Origin of the sequence: Pseudomonas saudiphocaensis (assembly GCF_000756775.1) — a bacterium.
Classification (GTDB): domain Bacteria; phylum Pseudomonadota; class Gammaproteobacteria; order Pseudomonadales; family Pseudomonadaceae; genus Stutzerimonas; species Stutzerimonas saudiphocaensis.
This window is the reverse complement of the sequence record NZ_CCSF01000001.1, coordinates 816,849-835,859: the sequence shown is the minus strand read 5'-3', so window position 1 is coordinate 835,859 and position 19,011 is coordinate 816,849. Positions and strand designations below refer to the sequence as shown.

21 protein-coding genes are annotated in these 19,011 nt (G+C 57.1%); 7 read left to right on the top strand and 14 right to left on the bottom strand.

What is annotated here, in order from left to right:
* Positions 1 to 83: 83 nt before the first annotated feature.
* The 4 genes from BN1079_RS03940 to BN1079_RS03925 all read left to right on the top strand — a co-directional run bounded on the left by BN1079_RS03940 (position 84) and on the right by BN1079_RS03925 (position 2,875).
* Positions 84 to 860: a class I SAM-dependent methyltransferase gene (locus tag BN1079_RS03940; RefSeq protein WP_037022466.1), complete on the top strand. Its 777-nt coding sequence runs from the start codon at positions 84 to 86 to the stop codon at positions 858 to 860.
* 255 nt (positions 861 to 1,115) lie between these two features.
* Positions 1,116 to 1,535 carry an HPF/RaiA family ribosome-associated protein gene (locus BN1079_RS03935; protein ID WP_037022464.1) on the top strand — a complete coding sequence of 140 codons (420 nt, stop codon included), beginning with the start codon at positions 1,116 to 1,118 and terminating at the stop codon, positions 1,533 to 1,535.
* 175 nt (positions 1,536 to 1,710) lie between these two features.
* Positions 1,711 to 1,968 (top strand): DUF2789 domain-containing protein, encoded by a 258-nt coding sequence (locus tag BN1079_RS03930; RefSeq protein WP_037022460.1) that lies wholly within the window; start codon positions 1,711 to 1,713, stop codon positions 1,966 to 1,968.
* Positions 1,969 to 2,059: 91 nt separating this feature from the next.
* Complete coding sequence (locus tag BN1079_RS03925; protein WP_037022459.1) at positions 2,060 to 2,875, top strand: inositol monophosphatase family protein; 816 nt, start codon at positions 2,060 to 2,062, stop codon at positions 2,873 to 2,875.
* A 108-nt stretch (positions 2,876 to 2,983) separates the two neighbouring features.
* On the opposite strand, the gene BN1079_RS03920 is transcribed toward BN1079_RS03925, so the two are convergent.
* From BN1079_RS03920 to BN1079_RS03895, 7 genes are all read right to left on the bottom strand, one after another.
* Positions 2,984 to 3,430, bottom strand: coding sequence for a DUF3597 domain-containing protein (locus BN1079_RS03920; protein ID WP_037022456.1), 447 nt, complete (start codon positions 3,428 to 3,430; stop codon positions 2,984 to 2,986).
* A gap of 76 nt (positions 3,431 to 3,506) precedes the next feature.
* Positions 3,507 to 3,593, bottom strand: a complete 87-nt coding sequence (locus BN1079_RS18085) for a small membrane protein YohP (RefSeq protein ID WP_456300247.1) — start codon at positions 3,591 to 3,593, stop codon at positions 3,507 to 3,509.
* Between the two features lie 72 nt (positions 3,594 to 3,665).
* Positions 3,666 to 4,037 carry a SpoIIAA family protein gene (locus tag BN1079_RS03915; protein ID WP_037026607.1) on the bottom strand — a complete coding sequence of 124 codons (372 nt, stop codon included), beginning with the start codon at positions 4,035 to 4,037 and terminating at the stop codon, positions 3,666 to 3,668.
* Positions 4,038 to 4,194: 157 nt separating this feature from the next.
* Entirely contained in the window at positions 4,195 to 4,476 is a 282-nt protein-coding gene (locus BN1079_RS03910) for a peptidylprolyl isomerase (protein WP_037022454.1), read from the bottom strand.
* 575 nt (positions 4,477 to 5,051) lie between these two features.
* Positions 5,052 to 6,548, bottom strand: coding sequence for a glycerol-3-phosphate dehydrogenase (gene glpD / locus BN1079_RS03905; protein WP_037022452.1), 1,497 nt, complete (start codon positions 6,546 to 6,548; stop codon positions 5,052 to 5,054).
* Between the two features lie 36 nt (positions 6,549 to 6,584).
* A complete protein-coding gene (glpK, locus tag BN1079_RS03900) occupies positions 6,585 to 8,087 on the bottom strand; it encodes a glycerol kinase GlpK (RefSeq protein WP_037022450.1) in 1,503 nt (500 codons plus the stop codon).
* 87 nt (positions 8,088 to 8,174) lie between these two features.
* Positions 8,175 to 8,600, bottom strand: a complete 426-nt coding sequence (locus tag BN1079_RS03895; protein ID WP_037022447.1) for a DUF1810 domain-containing protein — start codon at positions 8,598 to 8,600, stop codon at positions 8,175 to 8,177.
* Positions 8,601 to 8,807: 207 nt separating this feature from the next.
* Between BN1079_RS03895 and BN1079_RS03890 the strand changes: the two genes are divergently transcribed.
* Both BN1079_RS03890 and BN1079_RS03885 read left to right on the top strand, forming a co-directional pair.
* Positions 8,808 to 9,053 carry a type II toxin-antitoxin system CcdA family antitoxin gene (locus tag BN1079_RS03890; RefSeq protein WP_037022445.1) on the top strand — a complete coding sequence of 82 codons (246 nt, stop codon included), beginning with the start codon at positions 8,808 to 8,810 and terminating at the stop codon, positions 9,051 to 9,053.
* Positions 9,053 to 9,370, top strand: a complete 318-nt coding sequence (locus BN1079_RS03885; protein ID WP_037022444.1) for a CcdB family protein — start codon at positions 9,053 to 9,055, stop codon at positions 9,368 to 9,370. Before BN1079_RS03890 ends, BN1079_RS03885 begins: the two co-directional genes overlap by 1 nt.
* 92 nt (positions 9,371 to 9,462) lie before the next feature.
* Here BN1079_RS03885 and BN1079_RS03880 read toward each other — a convergent pair whose 3' ends face one another.
* The 7 genes from BN1079_RS03880 to BN1079_RS03850 form a co-directional block, all read right to left on the bottom strand.
* Entirely contained in the window at positions 9,463 to 9,846 is a 384-nt protein-coding gene (locus BN1079_RS03880; protein ID WP_037022442.1) for a DUF6173 family protein, read from the bottom strand.
* Positions 9,847 to 9,937: 91 nt separating this feature from the next.
* On the bottom strand, positions 9,938 to 11,284 hold the full coding sequence (locus tag BN1079_RS03875; protein WP_037022440.1) for a phospholipase D-like domain-containing protein: 1,347 nt from the start codon (positions 11,282 to 11,284) through the stop codon (positions 9,938 to 9,940).
* A gap of 120 nt (positions 11,285 to 11,404) precedes the next feature.
* Positions 11,405 to 12,175, bottom strand: coding sequence for a hypothetical protein (locus tag BN1079_RS03870; protein WP_037022439.1), 771 nt, complete (start codon positions 12,173 to 12,175; stop codon positions 11,405 to 11,407).
* 293 nt (positions 12,176 to 12,468) lie between these two features.
* On the bottom strand, positions 12,469 to 14,907 hold the full coding sequence (locus BN1079_RS03865) for a helicase-related protein (RefSeq protein WP_037022437.1): 2,439 nt from the start codon (positions 14,905 to 14,907) through the stop codon (positions 12,469 to 12,471).
* Positions 14,908 to 15,034: 127 nt separating this feature from the next.
* Positions 15,035 to 15,802 carry a transcriptional regulator GlcC gene (gene glcC / locus BN1079_RS03860; RefSeq protein WP_037022436.1) on the bottom strand — a complete coding sequence of 256 codons (768 nt, stop codon included), beginning with the start codon at positions 15,800 to 15,802 and terminating at the stop codon, positions 15,035 to 15,037.
* Positions 15,803 to 15,872: 70 nt separating this feature from the next.
* Positions 15,873 to 16,457, bottom strand: a complete 585-nt coding sequence (locus BN1079_RS03855; RefSeq protein ID WP_037022435.1) for a cysteine dioxygenase family protein — start codon at positions 16,455 to 16,457, stop codon at positions 15,873 to 15,875.
* A gap of 188 nt (positions 16,458 to 16,645) precedes the next feature.
* Positions 16,646 to 17,455: a sterol desaturase family protein gene (locus BN1079_RS03850; RefSeq protein WP_037022433.1), complete on the bottom strand. Its 810-nt coding sequence runs from the start codon at positions 17,453 to 17,455 to the stop codon at positions 16,646 to 16,648.
* 143 nt (positions 17,456 to 17,598) lie between these two features.
* Between BN1079_RS03850 and BN1079_RS03845 the strand changes: the two genes are divergently transcribed.
* Positions 17,599 to 18,963 carry an MFS transporter gene (locus BN1079_RS03845; protein WP_037022431.1) on the top strand — a complete coding sequence of 455 codons (1,365 nt, stop codon included), beginning with the start codon at positions 17,599 to 17,601 and terminating at the stop codon, positions 18,961 to 18,963.
* Positions 18,964 to 19,011 lie beyond the last annotated feature (48 nt).

Sequence of the window (19,011 nt, the reverse complement as noted above, 5' to 3'; positions counted from 1 at the left end):
GCCGTGGCGGTCGGAATCGAGTTTTTAGCGGCCTGTCGTGCCGGCTCTGGCAAAATGGCGCATTTCCCCGCAGTAGGTCGCTTATGTCTGCTTCATTTCCACTGGTGCGAGTAGAGGCGCTGTCGCCGGAATACGACGAACAGGCAGGGGCTTGGGCGGTACGCCTGGGCCTTCCCCTGCAAGCGCAGGAGGCCGAGTTCGCGCTGCAATTTGGCGAAAGCGGCCTGCAACTCCAGCAGCTTGGTGATCAGGCTCCGGGACCAGTTCGGGTGGATTTCGTCGAAGGCGGCGCAGCTCACAGGCGCCAGTTCGGCGGCGGCAGCGGGCAGATGATCGCCAAAGCCGTAGGCATCCAACCGGGTATTCGTCCTCGCATACTGGACGCCACGGCCGGCCTGGGCCGCGATGCTTTCGTGCTGGCCACTCTGGGCTGCGAGATCAGCCTGTGTGAGCGGCAGCCGCTGATCGCTGCGCTGCTGGAAGACGGCCTGGCACGCGCGCGACAGGATATTGAGGTGGCTCCCATCGTCGCGCGCATGCAATTGCGGCAGGGCGACGCCATCGAGCTGATGCGTAACTGGGAGGGCGAGCCGCCACAGGTCATCTACCTGGACCCGATGTTTCCTCACCGCGAGAAAAGCGCCTTGGTGAAAAAGGAAATGCGCCTGTTTCGGCCCTTCGTCGGTGATGATCTGGATGCAGCTTCGCTGCTTACCCAGTCGTTGGCATTGGCCAGCCATCGTGTAGTGGTCAAGCGCCCCCGCAAGGCGCCGGCCATCGAGGGCGTCAAGCCGGGTTACAGCCTGGAAGGCAAATCCAGCCGTTATGACATCTACCCGCTGAAGAAACTGCAGCCATAAGCCTATTCCGCAGGAGGAGCGTTGGCCGCGAGCTTTTGCCTCCACAATGATGCGCCCGTCAACAGAGCGCGAACAAGTCCGCGCCTACCAGTATGTCTCCTGCCGAGCCGATCAGTTGACGGCAAGCAAGTCGCTGCGTTTTAGCAATCCTTGTTTCCGTTTTGCCCTTGCTTAATACCGCTAACAGTGGCATTTCTAAGTCAGGCCGTTCGAGGCTGAGCGGTGGTTACCTAGAGCGTTTAGAAGGAATAGCGTATGCAAATCCAGGTTCACAGCGATAACCACATCGACGGAAGCGCCCGCCTTGCTGACTGGGTCAGTGCCAGTGTTGCGGAAAAGCTGGAACGCTTCGACGATGAAGTCACTCGGGTAGTGGTCCATCTGAACGACGAAAACGGAGTCAAGGCCGGCGCGCAGGACAAGCGCTGCCAGATGGAGGCAAGGCCCAAAGGGCTGCAGCCCATCTCTGTTACACACAAGGCCGAATCTATAGAGCTGGCAATTGACGGCGCGATCGTGAAGCTGAATAGCGCGCTGCAGCATCAGTTCGGCAAGCTGCGCAGCAAGCGTGCTTCGGCGCCAGTACCGCTGGAAGGCGAAACCCTTGAAGTGGAAGGCCGGGACGCTCTGCTAGAGGAAGATTTTCTTGCCGATGAGCAATTGCGCTCGTCCTGACACCTACCTTTTCCAGCCACCGCGCTGGTCGCAACAGGCAGGCATCGCCAGACGATGCCTGCCATTCTCAACACCCTGTCATCATCTCGATTCGCTTGCAGTTGAACTGTACGCAGCGGCTCCTCTCTACAGAATGACTTGACCCGTTCATCCTGATCATTCTGGAGCCTGCACCATGGAACTGCCCAACAAAGACATTGGCATGCTGTTCGAGCAGCTCGGCCTGCCTGCCGATCCGGCCAGTATCGACGAGTTCATTTCCAGGCATCGTCCGCTGCCCAACCATATGAAGGTTTCCGAAGCGCCGTTCTGGAACGAAGCCCAGGGTTCGTTCCTGAAAGAGCAGCTGATGGATGATGCCGAATGGGCGCCAGTGGTCGATGAGCTCAACGCACGCCTTCACGAGCAGGAGCTTGATGACCCGCAACCCTGAGCCTACTTTGAGCTCGGCGCCTGGCCAGTCGGCTGACTGCTAGACTTCGCACTCCAGCGCCTCTGCAGCGCGTCGTTATACAAGGGAAAGCATGAATTCCGCACCATCAAGCCTCGATATCGAGGCGCGTTACAGCTGTGCCCGAACGCTTGCGCTGGAGGCGGCGCAACTGGGCATGAGTCATTACCGGCAACGCAATACGCTGCTTGTCGAGCACAAGGGCAACGACCTGCAGGATGTTGTCAGCATCGCCGACAGGCAGATAGAAGACTTCATCCGCGCCCGGCTGGCGGAGCGCTTTCCGGAGGATGGCTTTCTCGGAGAGGAGAGCGGTAGCTCTGATCTGGCAGCTCGTTGCGTCTGGGTTATCGATCCCATCGATGGGACTGCCTGCTTCGTCAATGGTCTGCACAACTGGTGCGTGTCCATCGGCCTGCTGATCGACGGCGAGCCGCATCTGGGTGCAATTGCCGACCCCAATCACAATGAGCTCTTTCACGGTTGCCTGGGGCAGGGCGCGTTCGTCAATGACACGCCGCTGAAGGTCAGCGCAGCGACGAATGTAGCCCAGGGCCTGACCGGCACGGGGACCTTTCATCCGCGTGGCAAGGAACACTTCATCCCGTTCCTGGAGAAACTGCTGGCTGAAGGCGGAATGTTTTTTCGCAACGGTTCCGGGGCCCTGATGACCGCTTACGTGGCAGCCGGGCGCCTGCTTGGCTATTACGAAACAGAACTCAAGAGCTGGGATTGTCTGGCTGGACTGGTTCTGTTGAAGGAGGCGGGAGGGCAGGTAAACGACTTCTTCCGCAATGACGGACTGATTCGCGGTAATCCCTATCTGGTGGCCTGTCCCGGGGTTTATCAGCAACTTGCCGAAATGATTGGTCCATCGCTGGATGGCTGAGAACCAGCCGTTAGGGCCTGTCAGGTAACCTCTGCTTTGTAGCTCTTGCAGGAGCGGATTTATCCGCGGATTTCGCAGTTAAAACCGCTCCCATAATAACCACCGAAATCAGGTACGCAGCTCCGGCGGTACGTTTCCACCGTGTTCCGCCAGCTTGTGCATTACGGTGCGATGCAACCACATGTTCATCTGCGCCGAGTCAGCCATCTGCGCCGGCGGGCAACCCAGTTCGCTGGCCAACTCCTTGCGTGCCTGCAGGCTGCTGTCCAGGCCCAATAGCTTGAGCAGATCGACGATGGAGGTGCGCCAGTTCAGCTGTTCAGAATGGCTGGCGGCCATGCCGTCGAGCTTGGCCGGTACATCAACGGCTGAGGTTGTGGGAGCTGATGCCGCGGGCGGAGTGCTGGTGGCGTTGCTGACAGTATTCGGCCGCTCCGAATCCACCACCGTATCAGTGGGATGCTGACCGGCACCGGAGTTGGGAGCGGCTGATTTGTGCGCCTCATTGCTAACGCCAAACCCCAGCTTTTCCTTGATTTTGTCGAACAGGCTCATGGGTATCTCCTCCTTTGACTCATGGATCACGAAGGGGACGGCAAGGCACTACTGTTGTCTCGTTCGTGGGTTTTTCTCAGAAGATCAGCATAAAAAAGCCGATTACGACCAACAGTCCGATCAGGAAAATGATGCCGATAGTGCTGCCCAGAAACTTCAGCATGAGGTTGACTCCTGTTGCAGTGGGTTCACTTATTCGGACTGACCACACCCCTGATCGTTCCGGCAGTCGGTGTTACGGCATGTCTTCAAGCCAGTAATGCGCCTCCGTCAGTTGATGGGTGTCGAATGCCTTTACTGCAAGGCCCGGTATCAGCGTGCCTTCCAGAACACTGGCCTTGCGCACCCACTCTCGGGCGCAAACCACAGCGCAGCGGTCGAAGCGGCGGATAAAGCGGAATACTTCGGGAATGCGTGACAGCTCAACGGCAACTGCACCCAAGGTCGGCCAGTCGAAATCACCGATGCGGCAAAGCATCTGGCCGTGCTCGATGCCCTCTGACTTCCTCATCAGCTCATCAAGGGCGAAGCGCATTTCGTTGCTGTCGAGCTTGCCGGAAAAATCCACGTCGATGCGTGAATCGCCAATGCGGGTTACATGGAACATGGACATGCCCTCTCGAAACCGTCTTGAACAGCATGGTGCTGCTCTATTGACGATAGCGCGTATGGGGCAGTTTGGCGGCCAGAGTGGGGCAGAGGGAGCAAAAAGAAGAAGGGAGGAGAACTCCCTGCACGCGACCGGCGCAGGGAGTTTAACGCGATCAGTCCTGGCGGCTGGTCACTTCCAGCAGGTGATAGCCGAACTGGGTCTTGACCGGACCTTGCACGACGTTGAGTGGCGCGCTGAAGACCACGGTATCGAACTCCTTGACCATCTGGCCGGGGCCAAACGAACCCAGGTCGCCGCCCTGACGACCGGACGGGCAGGTGGAGTTGTCCTTGGCAACCTGAGCAAAGTCGGCACCGCCTTCAATGGCAGCTTTCAGTTCGTTGCACTTGGCTTCGGTGGGCACCAGGATGTGGCGGGCAGTGGCTCGGGCCATGGGGTGATACTCCGTTTTTGGGAAGTGGCTGAGACTAGCGCAGTTGATGGCCGTTTCAAATGGCTTTTATATGGATGGCTTTACCGTTGCTGCAGAAGCGAATCAGCGCATCGACGGCCCGCTGGGACACTGCCGGCCTGTAGGTCTGTGCAGTTGTTTAGCTCGCATTCGGCGCGAGGGCGCGCCTCCCACAAAAGCTCGCCCTCGCGTGGGAGCGGCGCCCTCGCCGCGAAGCTATTGATATTAGAAAGCACGCTATTTCAATGACTTAAAGAGCAATCCTAGAAATTACGTTGCATAAAATCTCATGTATTTCTGATTTTTGGAGATATCCCCGCAAAACGAGCCGCCCATCAAGGGGGCGCGGTTCTGAGTGCAAGCCTTTCGGTTGACGATTTCTGAATGTTTTCAGAGGATTACACGGAACTCCTCAATAACTCGCCAACTATCTACGCCAATGCCCCAGTTTTCACAAACGACCCCTCAAAACTGACTGAATTCGTAGGAGCGCCGCCCCCGGCGCGAAGCTTTTCGCTTTTTAATCTCAGTATTTTCAGCTAGTTAGAAAGCATTCCTCAAAAAGCCCTGAGATACTGCTCCAACCGCTCCCGCTCCTTATCCGTAAAACTCAGCCCAAGCTTCGTTCGGCGCCAAAGAATGTCGTCCATCTCGGTCGCCCATTCCTCACGGCACAGATAGTCCACTTCCCTCGTATACAGATCCTGGCCGATGCATTCGCCCAATTCTTCCCTGCTGCGCGCCTCGCCAAGCATGGTCCAAACGCGGCTGCCATATAGATTCACCCAGCGCCGTGCCAATGCCTCGTCAATGCCCCGAACTTTCGCTAGCACCTCGGCTAACAACTCCTGCGGTGTCGTCATGTCTTCGCCACCGGGAAGGCATTCATGGGCAGTCCAAGGTGCGCCCATATCTGGAAAATATGGTTTCAGCTCTGCCAGCGCGGCCTCGGCGAGCCGGCGATAGGTTGTCAGCTTGCCGCCGAATATCGAAAGCAGCGGAGCCCCTTGCTCCGTTTTCAGCGACAGGCTGTAGTCCCGCGTGACCACCGCCGGATGCTGAGCCTCATCGTCGCGTAACGCACGAACGCCGGCGAAGCTGTGCAGGATGTCGCTTTGTGCAAGCTGGCGGCGGAAGTGCGCGTTGCATACGTCCAGCAGATAGCGGGTTTCCTCCTCGGTAATGGCCACCTTGGCAGGGTCGCCCTCATAGTCGCGGTCCGTTGTGCCGATCAGGGTGTAGCGGTCCAGATAGGGAAGGGCGAAGACGATGCGCTGGTCCTCGTTCTGCAGAATGTAGGCCTGCTCGCCGTCGTGCATCCTGGGCACGATGATGTGGCTGCCCTGTACCAGTCGCAGGCCATAGGGTGATGATTGCTGCAGGTTTTCCTCAAGAAACTGCGCCACCCAAGGGCCGGTGGCATTCACCAGGGCCTTGGCCTGCAGGGAAAAGCAGCTGCCGTCCGCCCGTTGCAGCTCGATATGCCAGATACTCTCGATCCGTCTGGCGCTAGTGCATTGGGTGCGGGTATGGATATGTGCGCCTTTTTCCCGTGCAGCCATGGCGTTGAGCAACACCAAGCGGGCGTCGTCCACCTGGCAGTCGGAGTATTCAAAGCCACGGCGGATGTTCGGCTTGAGCGGGCTGTCCTCCCCAAATCGCAGGCTGCGTGAGGGCGAAAGCCGCTTGCGCTTGCCCAGGTGATCGTAGAGAAACAGGCCCAGGCGAATCATCCAGGCGGGGCGCAAATGAGGCCGATGCGGCAGGATAAACCGCAGCGGCCGGATGATATGCGGCGCCTTGGCGAGCAGCACTTCGCGCTCGGCCAGCGATTCGCGCACCAGGCGAAATTCGTAATGTTCGAGATAGCGCAGGCCACCGTGGATCAGCTTGCTGCTGGCCGAAGAGGTATGGCTGGCGAGATCGTCGCGTTCACAAAGCACCACCGAAAGCCCACGGCCAGCCGCATCGGCCGCGATACCCACACCGTTGATGCCTCCGCCGATCACGGCGATATCGTAAGGCTCGGAGGTGGTGCGGGTAGGGTCGGTCACGATGCGCTCGTCACAAACAAAGAGGCAGGCATCGTATCAGCCATCCTCCCAGCCACGGGTGCGGCTGACGGCCTTTTTCCAGCCGCCGTACAGCGCTTCACGCCGAGCCTCGTCCAGGGCTGGCTCGAATAGGCGTTCGACCCTGGCCTTGCTGCGCAGCTCATCCAGATCGGACCAGAAGCCCGTTGCCAGCCCCGCCAGATAGGCGGCGCCAAGGGCGGTGGTTTCTTTCATTTCTGGGCGCTCGACCGGCGTGCCAAGCAGGTCGGCCTGGAACTGCATCAGGAAATTGTTGGCCACCGCACCGCCATCGACCCGCAAGGAGCGCAGCGGCTCGCCGGCATCCTGCTGCATGGCATCCAGCACATCACGGGTCTGGTAGGCGATGGACTCCAGCGCAGCCCGAATGATGTGGTCCATCTTCACCCCGCGCGTCAGACCGAACAGCGCACCTCGGGCACGCGGGTCCCAATAGGGCGCGCCAAGCCCGGTGAACGCCGGCACCAGGTAGACGCCGTTACTGTCCGGAACCTTGGTGGCAAAGTATTCGGAATCCAGCGAATCGTTGATCACCTTCAACTCGTCGCGCAGCCATTGCACTGTGGAGCCGCCATTGAAGATCGCGCCCTCCAGCGCATAGCTGACCTCGCCACGCGGACCGCAGGCGAGGGTGGTGAGCAGCCCATGTTCGGATTGCACGGCGCGGGTGCCGGTGTTCATCAGCAGAAAGCAGCCGGTGCCATAGGTGTTCTTCGCCTGGCCAGGCTCGACACACATCTGCCCGAACAGCGCGGCCTGCTGATCGCCAGCGATCCCGGCGATGGGAATGCCCGTGCTCTGGCCGGAGCCAAGGTGTGCATGCCCGTAGATCTCAGAGGACGAGCGCACCTGGGGCAGCATCGCGCGCGGTATATCCAGTGCCTCCAGCATCACCGGGTCCCACTCCAGCTTATGGATGTCGTAGAGCAGGGTGCGCGAGGCGTTGGTGTAATCGGTGACGTGGGCCTTGCCCTGGGTCATCTTCCACACCAACCAACTATCGACGGTGCCGAACAGCAGCTCACCGCGCCGCGCGCGTTCACGGCTGCCCTCGACGTGATCGAGAATCCACTTGAGCTTGGTCCCGGAGAAATAAGGGTCGATAACCAGTCCCGTTGCCTTGCGGATATGGTCGAGCATACCGTCGCGCTCGAGCTGCTCGCAGATCGCCGTGCTCTGACGGCTCTGCCAGACGATGGCGTTATGGATCGGCCGACCGCTGGCCTTATCCCAGACGATGGTGGTTTCGCGCTGGTTGGTCAGGCCGATGGCGGCCACCTGATCATTGCTGATGCCAGCCTGAGCCAACGCCTCGACAAACACCGCGCTCTGGGTCGCCCAGATTTCCATGGGATCGTGCTCGACCCAGCCCGGCTGCGGATAGATCTGAGTGAATTCACGCTGGGCGGTGCTGACCACATTGGCGTCGCGATCCAGCACAAGGGCGCGGGAACTGGTGGTGCCCTGATCCAGGGCGACGATAAAGGGTTTGCTGTTCATGCTGACGATTCCTTCGTGCCATTCGAGCAATAGACACTCGGTAGCCGATACCGTAACCGGCTTTGCCGTTGGAAGTATGAAGTCGCGTCAGCCCGGCAGCCTTTTCAAAGTTTCCTGGTCCGCCTTGCCGTCATAAAAAACATCCAATATCTGCTGGAACAGCGCGTTTTCAGGGGCAGCGGCGGCGAACAGCGTCATGCTCGAACGCAGCTTGAGGTCGTCAGGCGAGCCGAGTATCTGCCGTGCCGTGCGGCCAGAGTGTTGCAGCAGTGCCTGGGCACATTCCTCCAGCCGCCGCCCCAAAACGGGATGTTGCAAATAGGCGACCGCCTCATCGAGATCCGCAATGGCATACCGCTCCGCCATTGCGCTACGACCAAGCCCCGCAATCTGCGGAAAGACGAACCACATCCAGTGACTCTGCTTGTATCCGGCGCGCAGCTCCGCCAGCGCATCTTCATAGTGTGAATGCTGGGCTTCGACGAAGCGCTGCAGATCATGGTTGTTGGGCATAAGGCCTCCATCGGGAACGCCGGGATATTTCCCTATGAACAGCAGCGACCTGAATGATTCGCCGACCAGCAGCGGATTCGCGTTTGCGCACGGTTACTCATCGTCGTGAGCGGGGCTAGCGGCTTGATCCAGTGGCTAAACGCGCCTTTGACCCCCCTACTTGAGTGCGCATAGCATGTGCGCATGAGACCCTAGGAAGGAATACCCATGCCTGCCGCCTATAACCCCAACGCTCCCAAACGAGCTGCCAACCTCAGCGTTAACGGTGACTTGCTCAATAAAGCCAAGGAACTGGATATCAACCTCTCCGCGACATTGGAGCAGGCTCTGGCTGAGATTCTGAAGAAGAAACAGCGCGAGCAATGGTTGGCAGAGAATCGGAAGGCCATCGATGCCTACAACGAACATGTGGAAGCTCACGGCGTGTTCAGCGACGACCTACGGAGTTTCTGATGCCTCAGTTCGCAGTACACAAGAACACCAACGCTGCCACCAAGGCTGCCGTGCCCTTTCTGCTTGACGTGCAAAGCGACCTGATTGCCGAGCTCGGCACGAGGGTTGTAGTGCCTCTCTACACGGCTACTGCCATGAAAGGAAAGACGCTCAGAACCCTCATGCCAACGTTTGAAATTGATGACAAACAGTACGTGATGGTGACTCCGCAGCTGGCCGGCATCGCTAAGAGACAACTCGGCGCTCAAGTTGCTGACCTCTCAGCGCAGCGTAATGAAATAATTGCTGCTCTTGATTTGCTTATCACCGGCATTTGATAAGGTGCGTCTAACGCTCCGCTAAACGGCGAGCGTTAGCGAGTCCGGTGGAGGCCAAGATTTTTTTGGCCGAAACGTGTTTAAGCGGCTTGTTATGTTTTTTGCTGCTCATATTCTTCCCAGCTTGCAAAGCCTATAGGTCTTTTGGGCTGCTGAATATTTTCTCGCTTCATAGCCACAAGAAGAATACTAATTTGGGATACGTGTTGAATTAGCTCTACTGGCTCGCCCAGTTCATTTCTTCCCTGAAAGGAAATCAAAGATGGATTCCAATAACCAATATCTTCAACATGAAAGGTAATTGCTTGCCCGAAGTTAACGAGTCTTGCACCGACTTCATGTTCTTCATCTAAAGACTTGTGAAATTCATTTATCCAGTTGATCAGCCTCCGATGAAATTCATCGGCTAGATTATGATCTTTTGGCGGAAGCATTAGCTCTGGCCTAAGTCCGCTCATTAAATCAGTATGATTCATAATTTCTCCTTAAACATAACGTCAGAGTTCAGCGGCCGCCGAAGGCGGTCCGCTGGAACGACTTGTTGGGCGGCTACACGCCTAAGCGAATTCACACTTTCACGTTATAACCGAGCGCCTTCAGCCCTTTACTTGTGCGTCCATTCCTCGGGGGGCACATTTCAGGGCGCGCCCAGCCAGCAAGCTCTGCGAGTTGATTTGGGCCGAGATGAGGGAACTTTCTACTGGGAGATCTGGCCGCGTCATAAACTCGGGAAGGGAGCTCATCTTTTGGCCCTCCGTCGAGGACAAACCGAAGCAGCTCAACCACACTCTCTCCTTGCGCATTCCTTTTTGACCAAAGAAGTCTGGCGAAGGCTTCTGCACGCTCATTACTGCCTAGATCTTCACTTTCAGGAACACCCAACTCCTCGTTGGTCATCCGACGAACATGATCCATTGTCGAGTGGTTAGCCAAGCAAACCTCTGCAAATTGATCCACCGTCATAGCGTTCAGACCAGACGGCGATAAACGATCACGTATGAGCGGCGCTCGGAAATGGCAATTTTCATCCTCATTTGATGGCGGGGACGGCAATTTTGACCACCACCTGAGCGCACTCTTTGTCGCGCTTGCCGGGTCGCCCTTATGTTTGGCGTAGTAATCATCATACGGATGCCTTGGCCCATCCACTACTTCATTGTAGTAATACGCGTGTAGGAACTGGTCTGCCTGCCATGGCGCAGGAACATCTTCGTTAAGCCAAGAAGGCCGGTACTGTGGCGCGATGTCAGCAATAGTTTTTAGGATCGCAAGCCCATTTCGCCACTCTTGGACAAAGCTATTCTTTTGCCGCTCATTCGCTCTCTCACGAGTCACCACACCCGCCGGCCCATCCCATTTCTTGACCTTTCTAAGGGCCTCGGCCTCCTTATTTAGTGCCTCCTCTCGCTTTGATCGAAGAGCCGAGAGTCTCTCCTGCTCCTGGATTACATCTTCAGTAAGATCAAAGGCAGCATCACACCCTTCTAACGCAGCAAAAAAAGACTCGATCTCTGATATCTCACCGCTTCTTTCCAGGTCGTTCTCCGGCAAGAAGACTCCAAATTCAATGTTCGAATTCCATGCCCGATCGGTGAGGTTGGCAGAGCCGACATATACGCCGTACCCTTTCCACCAGATAACTTTTGCATGCAGTACGTCGGGGATTAGGTAGCAGAATACATTCTGGCTTGTGCTATTAAGAAGCTTTCGTAGCAAGGGCGGTGCCACCGGCACGGTGTGATCGTATCTCATCCATATGTCTAACCGCCGCCGATTCTTTATGCAGTTTTCAATTAGCGTGGACCAGTCGCTACCGTATGCAATAGCCGCCTTCACCCAATCAACTTCGATCTCCGGTTGCGGAAGGACATTACGCAGGAAGCCGCCATTCACCTTGTTAGCAAAGAACTTCACGGAACATATCTCCAAGTTTTCCTAACCTCCCAACGCCTTGCTAAACGGCAACCGAAGCGCAGCGTAGGTTGTCCGGTGGAGGCCGCGTCTTTTGCGGCCGGAACGAATTTAAGCAACTTGTTAGCCTTTGATGCTCGAAATAAACTCATGTTTTGAGGAATTAACTTTGACACCTGACAAATAAAAATTCCCGCTACCAACAAGCCAAAATACTTTGTCCACCGCATAAGGGGTTACATTGATTCTGGCACAATATGCCTCTACGTCTTTGAATATTTGATAGTTTCTACTCGATGTTGTAACCCCCAAACCTTGGGCAATATCGTTTATATGGGTATCTGGCTTGATAAATTCTGGAGATACATTTTCTTTGAGGAAATCGCAAGCCAATGCAAAACCAAAACCAAATATCTCCTCTGAGAGCAATAATGGCAACGCCAGCTTTGATTGCTCATTTGTCAGGAATCCATCAACAAACTGGCGAAATTCACCCATGTTTTTATATGCCGATAAAAACTGAGCAATAGAAATAATGGCCTTGCAATATATTACCCAATGGCTTTTGTTGTTGTTCTTTACCATTCGACCAGGCGGTTGATAACTACTGCTTTTAATGGCGTCAAATAGAACCGCCCAATCACCATAGGCTTTAGCCACCTTTATATGGTCAAAGCCAAACAGTAATTTTGATAAATTTTGTATATTACCAATACTATTTGGCATTCCCTGTCTATTCTGCGCATGAACTAGAAATGCCGTAAAAAGATCCTTAATTGTTTCAGGTTTTCTGATTTGCCATTCATTAATATGATCTTCTAGCATCTCAGCAGTTACCTGATCGAACGAAAGCAAGTAGGATTTTGCTTTATTGTAATATTCGATTTCCCGCACAATTTCTCCTAGAAGGCTAACAGTGATTAGACTGAGCTCTTCAGTAATACGGTTAAGCCGAACGCTATATAAGCACGGAATTTAACAGTCACAATCTGAAAGCCTGTCTTTTAAAATCAATGACCTACGAGGGTTTAAGCTGGTTAGACCGAGCGCTATCTAACCCAAGCAGGGCACAACCAGTAATGGCAGGACGCTACTATTTATCGCTCAGCATTGTCTATCCACAAAAAGGCCCGGCTTGATTTGCTCAGGCCGGGCCTTTTGTCGCAGGTGGCGCGATACGGCAATTCCTATTGCCGCTGATTCCGAAAACAGCTCTGACAAAGCCGAAACTGCCGGCTAAGCACGGGCATCGCCTTGCCGCATTTCTGGCAGTTGCTGGCTGCACCCGATACGCGCCTGCGGTCAGAACTACGGGGTTTGCGTCGTCGCGAAAGCTCGCGGGTGATGGCTTCGTTAAGCAGGCTGCGGTGGCTTTCGGCCTGTTCCAGGGCGGGGAAGTGGGCGGGTAGGGTGCGGGCCAGGTGCAGGTAGGTTTCGATGATGTGCAGCGTGCTTTCCAGCGTGGCCAGGTCGGCTTCGATAAACAGGCGCGGCAGTTCGACCTGCTTGTCCTGCGCGACCTTCTTTAGCCACTGCTGGGCGTGGGTGGCGGCGGGGCTGTCGAGGCCGCCGCGAATCGGGGTGCAGGCGAAGATCCAGCGCAGCGACAGGTCGATCTGCGGGTCGTCGATCAGCTTGATCCACTCGGCCAACTCGTCCGGCAGGATGGAGATAAATTCCGCGCCGTAGTTGATATTGCGGTTGAAGGTCAGCCAGGCGCGCAGCAGGCTGGAATCTTCCATCAGTTCGGCGATGGCGCGCAGGTGTTCGATGGAGGGCCGCACCTGGAACTGCGTAAGGTCCACCGGCTGGTCGGCGCTGTAGAACAGCTGGCGAATGGATTGCAGCGTCTGGCCGTCTAGCGCAGTAATGGTGCCGCTGTCGTGGTGACCGAAGCGCCCGGCGCGGCCGCCGATCTGCTTGACCTCCTGAACCCGTAGCTGACGGTTCTGGATGCCGTCGTACTTTTCATCCGTGTAGAAGCACAACGTATGGGCGGGCAGATTGAGGCCCATGCCGACGGCATCGGTGGCGACCATCAGGTCAGCCTCGCCCTCACGAAAGCGCCGGGCCTGCTCGCGGCGTACTTCCGGCGACAACGCGCCGTAGACCACGGAAACACTCTTGCCGGTCATTTCCAGCAGGGCTTTTAGCTCCAGTACGGTTTTGCGGCTGAAGGCCACCAGCATCGAGCCTTCGTCCAGCTGTTTGAGTGAGGTGGCGCGGCGGGCGACTTCCACTGGCGACAGGCGCTTGGTGCGCTTGACCACCAGGTGGTCTTCACAGAGATCGCACAACGTCTTTAGCGAGGGCTGGATCAGCATGGGCCCGGTCATGATCAGCTCCGGCGTATAGGCGCTGACCAGCGCATCAACCCAGGCCCAGCCGCGCTGTGAGTCGGCCATCATCTGCACTTCGTCAATGACCACCACATCCCAGTGCTGGCTGCGAAAGCGTGCGAACTCCTCGACGGTGCAGCAGAAGTGCGTGGCGCCCTCGCGGATGATTTCCTCTTCACCGGTGACGAGCGAGCAGGGCACGCCCATGGATTCGATGCGTTCCTGATTTTCCAGCGCCATCAGGCGCAGGGGCGATAGGTAGATGGCATGGGTGACGGCGGTCATCGCTTCTATGGCGCGGTGGGTCTTGCCGCTGTTGGTGGGGCCGAGGAGGGCGGTCCAGGTGCGTGTCAGGCGCCGTGCCGGATAAAGGTTGTGGTAGTGCATAAAGCGCGGGTCGCTTTCCAGCAACATCGCGAAGGCCATCTTTTCCTTGTGGTCCTGGCGGGCGAAGCGGATGGTGCGGCGCAGCTTCTTCGGCTCCATCATGAACACTTCGGTCAGGCGCTTTTCGCCCAGCACCTGCAGATCAAAGTCGCTGGCTTCCTCGATCATCATCTCGAACTTGGCGACCAGTTCCTGGCGATCTTCCTCCTTGCGCTCGGCCACTTCGCGTGCACTGAGCACATGGCCCTGGCCTGCGGGAATGCGTCGCTGCATATCCAGCGCAACGGCTCCGTGACGAAGTTCGACCACGTAGCGCAACTCGTGCAGGACGTCGTTGAGGATATCCACGGCCTTGTTGGCGAAGTCGTCGAGACGCGAGAGCTTGGGTTGCAGACGTTCCAGGCTCTGCAGCTTTTGGTCTTCGCTCATGCTGGCGAAGGGTTTTTCCAGCACGCGCAAGCGGCTCAGTACCAGGGCCTGAATGGCGTCGCGTACATGCAGGTCGAATTCATCGCTGGAGGCGCTGGGCTCGATCCGCAGGGCGATGTCGGGTTCCAACAGGTTCTGGACCGGGCCGCAGTCGAAGGTTTTCTCTATGCCGTGGATATCGACGGCGCAGCTGAAGTCGTTGAGATCGCGATTGAGCAGGCGACCGATCAGGCTGGTCGGATCGGGCGTTTGCAAAACCGATTCAACGGCCGCTTCATCCAGCCCCAACCAGAACAGGCGAGCAGCCCGACCAAGTTCCGGCGGCTGGTGGCCGATATAGGTGGTGTACCAGGCTTCGGGATGCTTTTTCTTCGGCACGAACTCGGGGTGCCGCTCGGCAGCCCAGCTTAGAAAGCGTTGCAGCCGTTCCAGGCTGATGGTGTTGCGGTGCCTGGTTTCACCTTTGCGCATGATCGACGCCTTTCCTGATCAGTGGTGCATCGAATACAGCCTGCCTGCCCATGCAAAGTCAACAGCAGTGAGGAAAGGATCGCCCGTAGCGCGCCTAGGCTGAACAGCCCGACGACCGGCGGCGTAGCTAACCCCATCCCTCCAGGCGCATGGTCGCGCGGGTCAGGCGCTGCTCCTCCTGTTCGATTTCTTTGAGATTGTCGCGGATGCTGTAGATGTGGTCACGAGCGGCACGTTGGGCCTGGCTCGGTTGTCGCTCGAGCACTGCGCGGAACAGCCGAGAATGGGTACGGTCAATCTGCTGCTTTTGCAGGGGGCGGTGATAGAGGTTATTCACCGAGGCGAACACCGTCGAGACCATCAGGTCGGTCAGCGACTGCAGCGTATGCACCAGCACCGGATTGTGGGACGCCTCGCTGACTGCCCGATGGAAGGCGTGATCCAAATAGGCATGCTCGCGCGGATCGTTATCCTTTTCGGAATCCGCCGCGAGCATCTCTTCGTAGCGTTGGCGCAACCGGACGAAGTCAGCCTCAGTGCCACGCAGCGCTGCGAGACGCGCCGACTCGCCCTCTAGCAGGGCACGCACCTCAAGCAGGTCGAACAGTGTGCGCGGCTGGGAGCTGAACAGATGCATCAGTGGCGAAGCGTTTGGTGTCTGTGAGAGCTGAGCGACCGACGAGTTGCGCCCTTGCACTGTTTCGATGATGCCGCGCCCGCGCAGTACGCGCAGCCCTTCGCGGATGGCTGTGCGGGAGATGCCAAGCTTCTGGCATAAGCGCCGTTCCGATGGCAGCGGCTGGCCAACCTTCAACACGCCATCGACAATAAGTCGTTCGATTCTCTCGGCTACCATATCGGCTAGCCGACGACCCTGATCGTTTGGGGTCAGCATGTCGAATCGCATCCATGAAAACTTGGCACCGTTGCAACCCGTCCGGGATTTGGCATTTTGGCTTTGCTAGTCAGCTCCAGATATCAGGTGGCGAGCCGTTGCTGTAGCCGGAAATAAACGACTTCTCCTGGCCGTCGGCCTGGTAGACCGCACGCTTCACGGCACCAATATCTCCGCCGTAAACATGAATGCTGATCGAGACGCGATCGGTGAAGGCATTGCTGACCTGGTGGATATCGCCGATTCGGGGCGACACGCATTCCACGTCTCCGCGCTCTAGACGCAGCGGATCGCCTTGAGGCTGAAGGGTGCCATCGGGCTGGAGCTCGAAGCGCTGACCCAGCTCGACACCACGCAGCATGCCGATCATGCCCCAGACTCGGTGATCATGTACCGGGGTTTGCTGCCCCGGCCCCCAAACGAAGCTGACAACGGAGAACCGCTGCTGCGGATCGACGTATAGCAGGTACTGCAGATAGTGATCCGGATGCGGCTCAGCGAACTGGCTGGGTAGCCAGTCATCATGCGCGATGAGTTGCTTCAGCAGCCCCTGGCCGTTGTTGAGAATCACCGACTCCTCGGGCTGGCGTTCAAGCAGGGCGGTAAGGTCGATGACGAAACGGCGAAGCCGCTCCAGACGCGGTGGCACATTCATGCTGGTTCCTCCGGGTGGCCAATCCAGCGTGCTTGAAATCGGCGCAGGCATCTGGCCGATGCGGAAATCTTTGCAGAGGCTCGAAGGTTGCCATAGCGCGACAAGGTCATGTTCATCCAGATACGGGGAAAATCTGACTGACGAAACGCAGGATGGGCGCGACTGCTCCCACCCTGCGCTGTCTTCGCTTAACGCGCTGTCATTGCGCTCATGTCGCTATCGCTCAGTTCCGGGCCATCGAGCGTCACATGTTTTTCGCCCTTGCGAAACTTTGCGATCACCGGCTTCAGTTCTTCCTTGACGTGCTTTTCACTGTAGCCGTTGAACAGATGACCGAGCAGCCCACGGCGTAGGTCGGAGGTGCCCATGAACCAGTCAGCGATGGGGAAGGTGAGGTTCATGTTGTACTTCATCATGATCCCCCAGTTGTGATGAGCCGTGTGGTGACGGCGGATGGTGTTGATGAACGGGACGTTCCGTACGAACCAGTTGTCATGCACGTGGCAGCAGTAATGGAAGGTCTCATAGATTAGATACTGCAGGACCATGGTCAGGAACACGATGAAGCCGGCGTTGGCGTTGAACACCAGGGACGTTATGTAGCCGAGCGTGGTGCCCGCTACGCCCAAGGTAAGCAGCACGCGCCAGGGAAAGAAGACGATTCGAAATTCCCTGGAGGAATCGATGGTGGGCTCGACGTCGGTGAAGTACTGATGATGCTGACGGGTATGGCGATCGTAGATGGCGCGCAAAGCCCAGACGTCGATGCGCTTGTGCATGACGTACCGGTGCATGAACCATTCGATGAAGTTACCGGCGATGAACACCGGAACCATCAGCAACCATTCCCACCCGGCACCCTGGATCTGCGAGAGGCAGTACCAGGCCGCAGTAAGGCCCACTCCATACATCACCGCGACATGCAGCAACCCATTGTAGTGAGGGCTGATATCGGCTTTGTACTCTTCGCGAAATTTCCGCTGGCGTTCGGTCATCATGGCGGTGTTCTCCGGCTTTTGTTGTTGTACACGACTGATATATTAGTCGACGTTAAAAGATTGCGCTAGCGTATCTCTGGAATGCATCTAATATATCAGTTGCGTGCAAGCTTCCAAACAACAACAAAAGGTGGAGTACAGCTATGACCACGATTGCCTATATAGCGGCCCGCTTCGAGCGGCTGCCCATGTCCGGCTATCAACGAAAACTCTTCGCAATCATTGCGACCGCGTGGTTCTTCGATTCGCTGGACCTGGGCATGATGACGTTCATGCTGGGCACCATCAAAACCGAATTCGCTCTCAGCTCGACGCAGACTGGCCTGCTGGCCAGCTCCAGTTTCGTAGGAATGTTTCTCGGCGCGGCTATCGCCGGCATGCTGGCAGACAGGTTCGGGCGCAAGCCGGTTTTTCAGCTGAGTATGATTTTCTGGGGAGTCGGTAGCCTCTTGTGTGGCTTCGCCCAGAACGTGGAACAGCTGATGTGGTTCAGGGTATTGCTCGGCTTCGGCATGGGCATGGAGTTTCCCATCGGGCTTTCGCTGGTTTCGGAGATCGTTCCGGCCAAGAGTCGTGGTCGCTACATCGCCATCCTGGAAGGGTTCTGGCCGCTTGGCTTCATCTGTGCCGGTGTGATTGCCTACATCTTCATGCCCATAATCGGCTGGCGAGGAATTTTCATCGCTTTGGCTTTTCCGGCCCTGTTCGTCTTTATCGTGCGCCGCTATGTGCCGGAGTCGCCGCGTTGGTTGGCCGAGGTCGGTCGTAACGACGAAGCCGATACCACCATGGATCGTTTCGAGGCATCGGTGATGCGCTCGGCCCAGATGAACGCCTTACCGGTGGTCACCCGCAACATGGAGAACGCAGCTAGTGCCTTGGTAGCCAAAGCACGTTTTCACGACATTTGGCAGGGTGAGTATTTCAAACGCACGCTGATGCTATGGGGACTCTGGTTCTTTGCACTGCTGGGCTATTACGGCCTGACAGCTTGGCTGGGAGCGCTGTTGCAGAACGCCGGCTATGAAGCCACCCAATCGTCGCTCTACACGGTCTACATTTCCCTGGCAGGCATACCAGGCTTTATTTTCGCGGCCTGGCTGGTCGAGGCTTGGGGGCGAAAGGGCACCTGTGTACTGATGCTACTGGCCAGCGCTGTTTCAGCCTTCCTCTATGGTCAGGCAGCCGCGACCGCTGCACCGCTTGCCGTGCTGATCACGGCGGGGCTGTTTATGCAGTTCTTCCTGTTCGGGATGTGGTCGGTGCTCTACGCCTACACCCCTGAGCTGTATCCGACTCGGCTGCGTGCCACCGGCACCGGCTTCGCTTCATCCGTAGGCCGCTTCGGCGCGCTGCTCGGCCCTTACATCGTTGGGGTACTGTTGCCGGTAACCGGCCAAGGCGGGGTTTTCTCGATGGGCGCCATATCCTTTGTCCTCGCAGCGCTGCTGATCATTTTCCTCGGCGTTGAGACGAAGGGGCGCTCGCTGGAGGATGTGTCCAACTGATCAAGGAAAGAGTTCAAGCAGAGACGCCTGCCGGATCTGATCTGGCAA